Genomic DNA, 11,288 nt, shown 5'->3' on the forward strand with positions numbered 1-11,288 from the left:
CCGCAGGCCCAGGCCGATCGCCCCGGCCGCCACCGCGACGGCCGCCGTCAGGTACCAGCCGCGTTGGAAGCCGGCCAGCGTGTCCGCCGCGTCGGCGGGCGTGCCGAGTGCGGCCACCACGACCGCGACTCCGATCGCCAGGCCGATCTGCCTGCTCGTGCTCAGCACGGCCGATCCGGTGGCGAACTGCTGCGGCGAGAGCGCGCCGGTGCCCGCCGCGAACGAGGTGGGCAGGGTCAGGCCGACCCCGACACCGGTGACGAGCATGCCGCCGAGGAGGGCGCCCACGTAATCGGGCTCGGTGGTCACCGCGGCGGCCCACCACAGCAGACCCGCCGCGAAGGCGACGCCGCCCGCCGCGATCACCGCACCGGCTCCGACCCGCGCGATGAGCCTGCCTGCCAGGATCGCCACCAGCGGGACCACCAGCGGTCCCGGCGCGATCGCCAGCCCGGTCCGCAGCGCCGACCAGCCCCACACGTCCTGACCGAGCAGCACCACGGTGAGCAGCATGCCCGCGAAGGCGACCTGGAAGAACACCGCGTTCACCGCCATGAGGGCGAAGTTCGGCGCGCGCAGCAGCGCCGGGTCGAGGATCGGGCTGTGGTGGCGCGCCGAGGAGACGGCGAACCCGGCCGCGAGCAGCACCGCCGCGGCGAAGCAGCCGAGCGTCCACGCCGAGCCCCACCCCCAGTCCGGGCCCTTGACCAGGCCGAGGATCAACGCCGCCACGGCCGTGGTGAACAACGCGGCGCCCGCCAGATCCGGCAGCGGCCCGCCCGATCCGCGGGTGGCGGGTAGCAGGCGCACGCCGAGTACAAGGGCGATCAGGCCGATCGGCACATTGACCAGAAAGATCCACCGCCAGTCCAGCGCCACGAGCAGACCGCCGAGCACCGGCCCGAGCGCGGCGCCGATCCCGGCGAAGGCCACCCACAGCCGCACCGCGCCGGCCCGCCGGTCGGGCGGGGTGGCGGCCAGGATCAGGGCGAGCGAGGTAGGCGTGAGCACCGCCGCCCCGAGCGCCTGCGCCAACCGGAAACCGACCAGCGAGCCCACATTCCACGCCACGCCGCACAGCGCCGACCCGGCCACGAACACGACCAGCCCGGCCAGGAAGGCGGTGCGATTGCCGTTGCGGTCGCCGAGCCGCCCCGCGGGCACCAGCAGCGCCGCGAACGCGACGGCGTAGGCGTTGAGCACCCACGACAGCGTCGACAGGTCGGCGACGGCGAAATCGCGCGCCATCTGTGGCAGCGCGACATTGACGATGAACTGGGCGAGGCTGGTGAGCAGGACGCCGATGGAGACGACGGCGAGCACGGCTCGGTGGTCGCCCCGTGCCCGCCGTTCGCCGGGGACGGTGGTCCCGATTTCCGGGCGCGTGGGGTGCGGGAACACGGCGCCGGTTTCCGTCATGGTGCCGTCGTCCCTCATCCGAGGACCCGGCGGCTCTGGCGGGCGGTGGCCAGCAGCCTGCCCCGCGTGTCCCAGAGGTCGGTCTCGTCGATCGACCACCCCGAGGCGGTGCCCGCGTTGGCGGCGCGCACCAGGGCGAAAGGGGAGTCCCGGTCGAACTCGCGGGTGTGCAGGTGCATCGACAGGCTCACCGTCGGCACCGCGATCGGCGCGGTGAGCGTGGGGAAGATGCCCGGTGGCAGCGCGTCGGCGAGCACGGCCAGCGTGACGGGGTCGAGCGGCAGTGTTGTGTCGGTCGACGGTGTTGTGTCGGCCGGCGGTGCGGTGTCGGTCAGCGCGATCCACGCGGTCATCGAGGCCTCGTCGGAGCCGGTCAGCGGCAGCGGTCCGGCCACCGGTCTGATGTCGAAATGCGCTGCCGCGGGCACGATCTCGGTCGGCAGCCGGAACCGCGCGCTGGTCTCGGGCCGCGCCACGTCGGGGGCGGGCCGCCCGCCGCGCGCCGGTACGGCGGACTCGCCGTCACGGCCCAGGGTGACAGTGGCCGCGGCGACGGTCTGCTCCTGCTGTTCCATGCGCACCTCGACCACATGGCTGGAGCGGCCCACCGGGTGGTGCTCGGCCCGCAGGGTGAGTTCACCGAGGCCGGGTCTGCCGAGGAAGTGCAGGTCGCAGGCGCGCACCGGGATGTCCTCGCCCGCGGTGCGGCGGGCCGCCTCGACGGTCAGGGCGGCGAGCACCCCGCCGTGCGGTCCGGCCCAGCCCCGCCAGGAGTCGTCGATACGGGCTCGCCAGTGTCGCGCGCCGACTTCGGTCAGGTCGAACGCCGCGGCGAAGGACGTAGTGAGTTGCATCATGAAACTGACGGTAACTCGAGCGAGTTGTTTCAAGCAACTTACTGTGTTGTTTCAAGCAACTGACTAGGATGGGGGCATGCGCAGGACGAGCTTCGAGGACATGAACTGCTCGCTGGCCCAGTGCCTGGAGGTGGTGGGCGAGTGGTGGACGCTGCTGATCATCCGCGACGTCCTGTTCGGCGTGACGCGCTTCGAGGAGTTCCGCTCCCGGCTCGGCATCGCCCGCAATGTGCTCAACCAGCGCCTCGAACACCTCGTCGAGCAGGGAGTGCTGGAGAAGCGGCCCTACCAGCACAATCCGGTCCGATACGACTATCTGCCCACCGAAAAGGGCAGGTCGCTGTGGACGGTGGTCACCGCCATGCGGCAGTGGGGCGACCGCTGGGCCGCGCCGGACGGGCCGCCCATCGAGACGGTGCACACCACCTGCGGGCACACCGTCACCATCGAACCCATGTGCTCGGCCTGCGGGGAACGGGTGCGAGGCGGCGAACTACAGCTGGTCTACGGCCCGGGAGCCAAGAGCCGGGACCTGATTCCCGAACCGGCGCGAGCGGATTCGGGCGAGGGGCAGCGGGCGGCAGGCCGCTGACGCCTGCCGTGGCGGCGGTCAGCGAGCCGGATCGCGCCGGTGCGCGGCGGCGTCGAATCGTGCGCCCGCCCGGCGTTCCCGCCTACGCCGCCGATACCGCCGGATGCGGCTGGCCAGCAGATACACCAGCCAGATCCCGCACAGCAGCAGCAGCGCCGCGATGATCGCCGCGGCCACCGGGAAGAAGATCGCCAGCGTGACCACACCCGCGACACCGAAGTCCTCCGCGGCGCTGACCACGACATTGCTCGCGGGCTCCGGCGAGGTGTTGATCGCCGCCCGCAGCCCGGCCTTCACCAGATGGCTGACCAGCGCCGTCGTCCCGCCGACCGTCGCCGCCAGCAACGTGGTCAGCGATTCGTCGGAGCCCGCGATCAACGCGGCCACCACCGCGCCCGAGGCGGGCCGGATCACCGTGTGGATCGAGTCCCAGAACGAATCCAGGTACGGGATCTTGTCGGCGACCAACTCGATCACGAACAGCACGCCAGCCGCGATCAGCACATCCGCGCGTTGCAGCCCCTCCGGGATCTCGTCCGACAGGCCGGTCAGCCCGAACAGCCCGAGCAGCAGCGCCACCGCGTAGGCATTGATACCGCTGGCCCAGCTCGCGGTGAAGATCAGGGGAAGCATCGACACATCAGCGATGGTAGGTCGGGCCACCGACGATCACCGGTGATCACGGGCGAGACGCGTCGGTGATCACCGGATCGGCGGCGGATCAGCGCAGTCGCGGGGCGGTGGATCAGCGCAGTCGCGGGGCGGTGGATCAGCGCAGTCGCGGGGCGGTGGATCAGCGCAGTCGCGGGGCGACCTTGGCGCCGAGCAGTTCGATGCTGTGCAGCACCTGCTCGTGCGGCAGGGTGCCGACGCTGGTGTGCAGCATGAACCGGTCGAGGCCGAGGGTGTCGCGGATGGCCTCGATCTTCTCGCCCACCCGGTCGGGGTCGCCGACGAACAACGAGCCCTGCGGGGCGCGCAACTGCTCGAAGTGCGCCCTGGTCATCGGACCCCAGCCGCGCTCGCGGCCGAGCCGGTTCATCGCCACGGCGTAGGAGTCGTAGAACTCCGCGACCGCCTGCTCGTCGGTGTCGGCGATGTAGCCGTGCGCATGCACCGCGACCGGCTGCCTCTCGTGGCCGCCCTCGGTCAGCGCGCGGTGATACAGCTCGACCAGCGGCTTGAACCGGGCGGGCTCGCCGCCGATGATCGCGATGGCCAGCGGCAGGCCGAGCAGGCCCGCCCGCACCACCGATTCCGGGCTGCCGCCCACGGCGATCCACACCGGCAGCGGCCGGTGTTCGGTCCTCGGGTAGACGATGGTGTGGCGTAGCGGCGGCCGGAACTTGCCCGACCAGGTGACCGGGCCGTCCTCGCGCAGCCGCAGCAGCAGGCCCAGCTTCTCCTCGAACAACTCGTCGTAGTCGGCCAGGTCGTAGCCGAACAGCGGGAACGACTCGGTGAACGAGCCGCGGCCTGCCATCAGTTCGGCGCGGCCGTTCGACAGCGCGTCCACGGTCGCGAACTCCTGGTACGCGCGCACCGGATCGGCGGAGCTGAGCACGGTGACCGCGCTGGTCAGCTGGATGCGCTCGGTGCGGGCCGCGATGGCGGCCAGCACCACCGCCGGGGCCGAGGCGGCGAAATCGACCCGGTGGTGTTCCCCGACGCCGTAGACGTCGAGTCCGGCGGCCTCGGTGGCCACCGCCTCCTCGACCACCTCGCGCAGGCGCTGTGCGGCGGTCGGGGCGGGTCGGTCGCCGACGGGGTAGCGCTCGGCGAAGGTTGTCAGTCCCAGTTCCACGGCGACGTCCTATCCCTCGGAAGTTTCTATGTCAACCACTCTCGTGAACGGCTCGGGGACCGGAGGTATTCCTGTGGCGCGGCGGGACGGTGCGCGGGGGGCGCCTCAGTGGTGAACAGGCCAGGCGTTGTTCCCGTCGTCGGCGGCAGCCGTCGTGTTCTGCGCGGCGGGAGCCCGCGCGAAGTCCCGAGCGGTGTCGCATGATCGCCGCCGAGGGGCCACGGCTCGCTCGGGAACCCGGCGGGCGGCCGATAAGCTGATCCCATGTCCGTGCGCACGCGTCAGCCCTTGGTACCCGGCACCCTCTCCCCGATCAGGGAGGTGCCGCGCGCCATCGAACGTCCCGAGTACGCGTGGAAGAAGACCGCCAAGGAGGCGAAGGGCGAGCCCTGGGTACAGACCCAGGAGACCATCGAGAAGATGCGCATCGCGGGCCGGATCGCCGCCCGCGCGCTGGAGGAGGCGGGCAAGGCCGTCGCACCCGGCGTCACCACCGACGAGCTGGACCGCATCGCCCACGAGTACATGTGCGACCACGGCGCCTACCCGTCGACGCTGGGCTACAAGGGGTTCCAGAAGTCCTGCTGCACCTCGCTCAACGAGGTGATCTGCCACGGCATCCCGGACTCGACCGTGATCCAGGACGGCGACATCGTCAACATCGACGTGACCGCCTACATTCACGGCGTGCACGGCGACACCAACAAGACCTTCCTGGCCGGTGACGTCGACGAGGAGGTGCGCCTGCTGGTCGAGCGCACCGAGGAGGCCACCAACCGGGCGATCAAGGCGGTGAAGCCGGGCCGGGCGCTGAACGTGATCGGCCGGATCATCGAGTCCTACGCCAACCGGTTCGGCTACGGCGTGGTGCGCGACTTCACCGGCCACGGCGTCGGCCCCACCTTCCACAACGGCCTGGTCGTGCTGCACTACGACCAGCCCGCGGTGGAGACGGTCATCGAACCCGGCATGACCTTCACCATCGAGCCGATGATCAACCTCGGCGGCATCGACTACGAGATCTGGGACGACGGCTGGACCGTGGTCACCAAGGACCGCAAGTGGACCGCGCAGTTCGAGCACACCCTCGTCGTCACCGAGACGGGCGCGGAAGTCCTCACCCTGCCGTGACGCCCGCCCGCGACGAGGTGGTGCGGCGGTGAGCCGGGCGAACGGCGCCGCGACGAGGGGTGCGCTGCTGGTCGCGGGCACCACCTCCGACGCGGGCAAGAGCGTGGTGGTGGCCGGGCTGTGCCGCATGCTGGCCAGGCGCGGGGTGCGGGTGGCGCCGTTCAAGGCGCAGAACATGTCGAACAACTCGGTCGTCACCCTCGACGGCGGAGAGATCGGCCGCGCCCAGGCGTTGCAGGCGCGCGCCTGCGGGCTGGAACCCAGCGTGCGCTTCAACCCGATCCTGCTCAAGCCGGGCAGCGACCGGCGGTCCCAGCTGGTGGTGCGCGGTCGCGCGGTCGACACCGTCGGCGCGGCCGACTACTTCCGGCACCGCACCGCGCTGCGGCAGCTGGTCGCCGACGAGTTGGCCTCGCTGCGCGCGGAATTCGACGTGGTGATCTGCGAGGGCGCCGGCTCGCCCGCCGAGATCAATCTGCGCGCGAGCGATGTGGCGAACATGGGATTGGCGCGGGCGGCGGATCTGCCGGTGCTGGTGGTCGGCGACATCGACCGCGGCGGGGTGCTGGCGCACCTGTTCGGCACCGTGGCGGTGCTCGAACCGGAGGACCAGCGCCTGATCGCGGGGTTCGTGGTCAACAAGTTCCGCGGCGACGTCGAGTTGCTGCGGCCGGGCCTGGAGCAGCTGAGGGCGCTGACCGGCAGGCCGACCCTCGGCGTGCTGCCTTTCGCCGAGGACCTGTGGCTCGACGCCGAGGACTCGCTCGGCACTGTCGCCGACGCCCCGGTCGGCCGTCCCCGGCCCCCGATCGGCGAGGAATGGCTGACCGTCGCGGCGGTGCGGCTGCCGCGCATCTCCAATTCCACCGATGTGGAGGCGCTGGCCTGCGAGCCCGGTGTGGCGGTGCGCTGGGTGGGCGAGCCGTCCCGCCTGGCCGATGCCGATCTGGTGGTGGTGCCGGGCAGCAAGTCCACCGTCTCGGATCTGGCGTGGCTGCGTCGCAGCGGCATCGGCGACGCGCTGCGGCTGCGGGTGGCGCGCGGGCGGCCGGTGCTGGCGGTCTGCGGCGGTTACCAGATGCTGGGCAGGCGCGTCGTGGACGGGGTGGAATCGGGCGCGGGCGAGGTCGCGGGATTGGGCGTGTTCGACCTGGACATCGAGTTCGCCGAGCCGAAGCTGCTGCGCCGGGTCGAGGGGAAGGACCGGCGTTCGGCCACGGCCTGGCACGGCTACGAGATCCACCACGGCCGGGTGACCCGCACCGGCGATCCGGGCTGGCTGGAACTGGACGGCGCGCCGGAGGGCTCGGTGGCGGGCGCGGCCTGGGGCACCCATGTGCACGGGCTGCTGGAGAGCGACGAGTTCCGCCGCGCCTGGCTGGCCGAGGTGGCCGAACGCGCCGGGCGGCGTGGCTTCGTGCCCGCGCCGGGCACCTCGGTGGCCGCGGTCCGCGCCGGCCAGCTCGACCTGCTGGCCGACCTCGTGGAACGCCATCTCGACCAGGACGCGTTCGAGGCGATCCTGACCGGCGGTGTTCCCCCGGGGCTGCCCGTGCTGACGGTCGGCCGGGCCTGATCGTCCGGCGCTCGGGCCGCCCCGTGCCCGCCGCGGCGGTGTACCGTGCCGACATGGAGTCCCGCCGGATCACGCTGGGTGAGCGGACCGTCACGGTCCGTGTCGACGGCCCGCACACCCGCCACACCGTGCTGCTGCTGCCCGACGCGGGCGACCCGGCCGACGCCTACGACGAGGTCGTCGCCCGGCTCACCACCTCCGACCTGCGCACTCTCGCCGTCGAATCGGTCGAGGGGCTGACTCCGGCCGACGTGCCCGCCCTGCTGGACGAGCTCGGCGTGCCCTACGCGCACGTGGCCGGTCGCGGCGCGGGCGCCGAGCTGGCCTGGCGGACCTGTGCCGGTCCGTTCGGCCGCTACATCAGCATGGTGGTCGCCGACCGCCCGCACCCGGCCGTGCCAGGACCGGGCGGCGCACCCGCCGACCCGGACTGCCGTCCGCTGGAACTGCCGGTGACCGTGCTGGTCACCAAGGGTCTGGACCGGGCCGCGGCCGAGGCGTCGGGGCGCCACGTCTACGGCGAGTTCCGCCTGGTCGAGGTCGAGGCCGACGACGTGGCCGCCGAAGCCGCGCACGAGCTGGCCACCGAGATCGTGCTGCGCACCAGTCTCTGGTGAGTCCGCGCTCTGCCGCCTGCGGGGCGAGTGGTCTCAGCGTTCGGCGAGTTCGTCCTGCTCGGAACGCCGGTACTGCTCCAGCCAGTCCAGCCAGTGGTCCAGCTCGGCGAAGGCCTTGGCCCTCGGCTGTTCCGACGACAGGAACACGTCGTGGCGGGCGCCGTCGATCGGCACGATGTTCGTGCGATCACCCAGGCAACCCGACCAGCGCTGGATCTGCTTGACGTCGAGCACCGTGTCGGCCACATCGGCGGCCGGGCCGTACTTGCGCAGGAATTTCGTCAGCTTCGAGCGCAGGATCAGCGCGGGCACCCCCACGTCGAGGCCCTGGTGCAGCCGGAAGTGACCGCGCCGGATCGCGCGCAGCCAGCCGAAGCGCACCGGCGCCCCCGACAGCGGCTTCCAGTCCAGGTTGTAGTCCCATTCACCGGCGACCGAGCGGTGCAGGCTCTCGCCGTAGGTGCTGATGCCGCCGCCGGGCAACCGGGAGGTCGCGCGCAGCCGGCCGAGCGATTCGATCAGGGGGGTGCCGATGGTCCGGTAGTAGGACGGCCCCTGCAGGTCGAACCACGGGCTGTTGAGGACCAGGCCGATGATGCCCGCCTCGGCCACCCCGCGCGCGCGATTGAGCCGGTCCAGCCACAGCGGCACGATCAGCCCGCCGGTGGAGTGCGCCACCAGCAGCATCTTCGCCCCGCCGGTCTCGGCCCTGACCAGCCGCAGCGCCTCATCGAGTTCGGCGTCGTAGAAAGCCAGGTCGGTCACGTAGTGCGCGCTCTGCCCCGCACGTAGCGAGCGCCCGCACTTGCGCAGGTCGAGCGCGTAGAAGCGGTGCCCGCGCGCGGCGAAGTGCTCGGCGAGGTGGCGCTGGAAGAAGTAGTCGGTGAAACCGTGCACGTACAGCACGGCGGTGTCGGCCGTCTGCTCGGTCTCGGTGCCCGCGTCGGGCAGGTGCCGGACCAGGGTGGCCACGATCTCGCCCTCACCGTCGGGGTCGGGGCCGAGGTCGATGGTGTGCTGCTGGTAGCCGTCACCGAGCACGTCGGGCCGCCACTGGGCCGTGCCTTTCCGCGAGACGGAATTCACCTCGGTGATGTCGGACACGCCCGCTGCGTTTCGATCGGTCACGTCCACCAATCTAAGCCAGCGAGGGAAGTGAAAACAGACCCGCCGCGACCAGCCACGGGAGAGGAATATTTATCACATTCGAAGGTCCCGTTGCCTGAATCCGAGGGTATGAGGTGCACAATCGGGTACAGGTGAACGGCGGGTAACCTCTTTCCGCCGAGTCACGCCAGGCTCGCTACAACCAAGGCAGGCCACCCCGCGGCCGTGCCACCAGAAGTGACAAGGAAGTCGATCAAGCCGTGCCGAACGCTGCCATGACTGAAAAGACCGATGTGGTGCTCATCGGCGCCGGAATCATGAGTGCCACCCTCGGTGCCCTCATCAGCCGGCTACAGCCGGAGTGGTCGATCTCGCTGTTCGAGCGCCTCGACGCCGCCGCCGCGGAGAGCAGCGACCCGTGGAACAACGCGGGCACCGGTCACTCGGCGCTGTGCGAACTCAACTACAGCCCGCAGAAGCCGGACGGCTCCGTCGATGTGACCAAGGCCATCGATATCAACGAGCGTTTCCAGGTCTCGCGGCAGTTCTGGGCCTACGCCACCGAGAACGGCATCCTCGGCGACCCGTCGCGGTTCATCAACCCCATCCCGCACGTCAGCTTCGTGCACGGCGCCGACGACGTGCAGTATCTGCGCAGGCGCTACGACGCGCTGGCCCCGCATCCGTTGTTCGAGGGCATGGAGTTCATCGACAGCCCCGACGAGTTCGCCCGCCGCCTGCCGCTGATGGCCAGGGGGCGTGACTTCTCCGAGCCGGTCGCGCTGAACTGGACCGACGGCGGCACCGACATCGACTTCGGCTCGCTGACCAAGGAACTGCTCGGCTACCTGGGGTCGGTGGGCGCCGACCTGGCCTTCGGCCACGAGGTGCGCAACCTGACCAAGCAGCGCGACGGCAGCTGGAAGGTCACCGTGCGCAACCGGCGCACCCGCCAGACCCGCACCGTGCAGGCCAAGTTCGTCTTCGTCGGCGCGGGCGGCGGCGCGCTGCCGCTGCTGCAGAAGGCCGGCATCAAGGAGATCAAGGGCTTCGCCGGCTTCCCGGTCAGCGGCCAGTTCCTGCGCTGCACCAACCCGGCGCTGATCGACAAGCACGAGGCCAAGGTGTACGGCAAGGCCGCCGTCGGCGCGCCGCCGATGTCGGTCCCGCACCTGGACACCCGCGTCATCAACGGCAAGCCCGGCCTGTTGTTCGGCCCGTACGCGGGCTGGACCCCGAAGTTCCTCAAGGACGGCAGCAACGCCGACCTGTTCAAGTCGATCCGGGCGAGCAACCTGACCCCGATGCTCGGCGTCGGCGTCACCGAGCTGTCGCTGGTGAAGTACCTGGTCTCCGAGCTGCTCAAGTCGCAGTCGGGGCGCGTGGTCACCCTGGAGGAGTTCGTCCCGCGCGCGCACGGCAACGACTGGGAGCTGATCACCGCCGGTCAGCGCGTGCAGATCATCCGCCGCAAGGGCGTCGGCGGCGTGCTCGAGCTGGGCACCGCGGTCATCGCGGCGGGCGACGGCAGCATCGCCGGCCTGCTCGGCGCCTCGCCGGGAGCCTCGACCTGCGTCACCGCCATGCTCGACGTGCTGCAGAAGTGCTTCCCGCGCGAGTACGCCGACTGGACCCCGCGGCTGCGCGAGATGATCCCCTCGCTCGGGGTGAAGCTCTCGGAGGACAAGGCCCTGTTCCACGAAGTCTGGAATTGGACCAACAAGGCCCTTCGGCTCTCGGAGTCCTCGACCGCGTCCCACGCCGCGAACACGCCGCAGCCGGTGGGGGTCGCGCCCGGCGCCTGAGGTGTGATAGCAAAGCGCGATGATGTCAACGGTTGTGCTCAAGCGTTCCTGGGCCGCGGATCTGGACACCGCCACCCTGTACCAGCTGTTGAAGCTTCGCGTGGAAGTCTTCGTCGTCGAACAGAAGTGCGCGTACCCGGAACTCGACGGGCTCGACCTGTTGCCGGAGACGCGCCATTTCTGGCTCGACGACGAGGGTGAGGTCATCTGCACGCTGCGCCTGCTCGAGGAGCACGAGGACGGCGTGAAGTCCTTCCGCATCGGTCGCCTCTGTACCGCCGGGGGCCCCCCCGCGGCCCGCGGCACCCCCCCCCCGCGCCCCGCCCCGCGGGGCCGGGGGGGGGGGGGGGCGGGGGGGGGGCGACCCCCCCCCCACCCGG

The 11,288-nt window shown here is 71.2% G+C and carries 11 protein-coding genes; 6 read left to right on the forward strand and 5 right to left on the reverse strand.

The window, feature by feature from the left end; all coding sequences use genetic code 11:
• A partial coding sequence (locus tag QH283_RS13575; protein ID WP_280503360.1) for an MFS transporter occupies window positions 1-1,419 on the reverse strand: 1,419 nt, incomplete at its 3' end.
• A 14-nt stretch (window positions 1,420-1,433) separates the two neighbouring features.
• Window positions 1,434-2,276, reverse strand: a complete 843-nt coding sequence (locus QH283_RS13580; protein WP_280503361.1) for an acyl-CoA thioesterase — start codon at window positions 2,274-2,276, stop codon at window positions 1,434-1,436.
• A gap of 76 nt (window positions 2,277-2,352) precedes the next feature.
• Between QH283_RS13580 and QH283_RS13585 the strand changes: the two genes are divergently transcribed.
• Window positions 2,353-2,868 carry a winged helix-turn-helix transcriptional regulator gene (locus QH283_RS13585; protein WP_280503362.1) on the forward strand — a complete coding sequence of 172 codons (516 nt, stop codon included), beginning with the start codon at window positions 2,353-2,355 and terminating at the stop codon, window positions 2,866-2,868.
• Window positions 2,869-2,886: 18 nt separating this feature from the next.
• Here QH283_RS13585 and QH283_RS13590 read toward each other — a convergent pair whose 3' ends face one another.
• Together QH283_RS13590 and QH283_RS13595 are read right to left on the reverse strand one after the other, a co-directional pair.
• Entirely contained in the window at window positions 2,887-3,501 is a 615-nt protein-coding gene (locus QH283_RS13590) for a DUF4126 domain-containing protein (RefSeq protein ID WP_280503368.1), read from the reverse strand.
• 160 nt (window positions 3,502-3,661) lie between these two features.
• A complete protein-coding gene (locus tag QH283_RS13595) occupies window positions 3,662-4,672 on the reverse strand; it encodes an LLM class flavin-dependent oxidoreductase (protein ID WP_280503363.1) in 1,011 nt (336 codons plus the stop codon).
• A 264-nt stretch (window positions 4,673-4,936) separates the two neighbouring features.
• Between QH283_RS13595 and map the strand changes: the two genes are divergently transcribed.
• The 3 genes from map to QH283_RS13610 are packed head-to-tail and all read left to right on the forward strand — an operon-like array spanning window position 4,937 to window position 7,996.
• Window positions 4,937-5,803: a type I methionyl aminopeptidase gene (gene map / locus QH283_RS13600; RefSeq protein WP_280503364.1), complete on the forward strand. Its 867-nt coding sequence runs from the start codon at window positions 4,937-4,939 to the stop codon at window positions 5,801-5,803.
• A gap of 28 nt (window positions 5,804-5,831) precedes the next feature.
• A complete protein-coding gene (locus QH283_RS13605; protein WP_280503365.1) occupies window positions 5,832-7,379 on the forward strand; it encodes a cobyric acid synthase in 1,548 nt (515 codons plus the stop codon).
• A 53-nt stretch (window positions 7,380-7,432) separates the two neighbouring features.
• Entirely contained in the window at window positions 7,433-7,996 is a 564-nt protein-coding gene (locus QH283_RS13610; protein WP_280503366.1) for an alpha/beta hydrolase, read from the forward strand.
• A 33-nt stretch (window positions 7,997-8,029) separates the two neighbouring features.
• Here QH283_RS13610 and QH283_RS13615 read toward each other — a convergent pair whose 3' ends face one another.
• Window positions 8,030-9,082, reverse strand: coding sequence for an alpha/beta hydrolase (locus QH283_RS13615; protein ID WP_280503369.1), 1,053 nt, complete (start codon window positions 9,080-9,082; stop codon window positions 8,030-8,032).
• Window positions 9,083-9,363: 281 nt separating this feature from the next.
• Between QH283_RS13615 and mqo the strand changes: the two genes are divergently transcribed.
• Window positions 9,364-10,908: a malate dehydrogenase (quinone) gene (mqo, locus tag QH283_RS13620; protein WP_280503367.1), complete on the forward strand. Its 1,545-nt coding sequence runs from the start codon at window positions 9,364-9,366 to the stop codon at window positions 10,906-10,908.
• 19 nt (window positions 10,909-10,927) lie between these two features.
• The coding region (locus QH283_RS13625; RefSeq protein ID WP_432420724.1) for a GNAT family N-acetyltransferase at window positions 10,928-11,288 on the forward strand (361 nt) is incomplete at its 3' end.

This window comes from Nocardia farcinica (assembly GCF_029867845.1).
GTDB classification, from domain to species: domain Bacteria; phylum Actinomycetota; class Actinomycetes; order Mycobacteriales; family Mycobacteriaceae; genus Nocardia; species Nocardia farcinica_A.

Coding starts and splice junctions, on each gene's coding strand:
- QH283_RS13590 (WP_280503368.1), bottom strand. CDS start 3,501: ATGCTTCCCCTGATCTTCACCGCGAGCTGGGCCAGCGGTATCAATGCC.
- QH283_RS13585 (WP_280503362.1), top strand. CDS start 2,353: ATGCGCAGGACGAGCTTCGAGGACATGAACTGCTCGCTGGCCCAGTGC.
- map (WP_280503364.1), top strand. CDS start 4,937: ATGTCCGTGCGCACGCGTCAGCCCTTGGTACCCGGCACCCTCTCCCCG.
- QH283_RS13610 (WP_280503366.1), top strand. CDS start 7,433: ATGGAGTCCCGCCGGATCACGCTGGGTGAGCGGACCGTCACGGTCCGT.
- QH283_RS13580 (WP_280503361.1), bottom strand. CDS start 2,276: ATGATGCAACTCACTACGTCCTTCGCCGCGGCGTTCGACCTGACCGAA.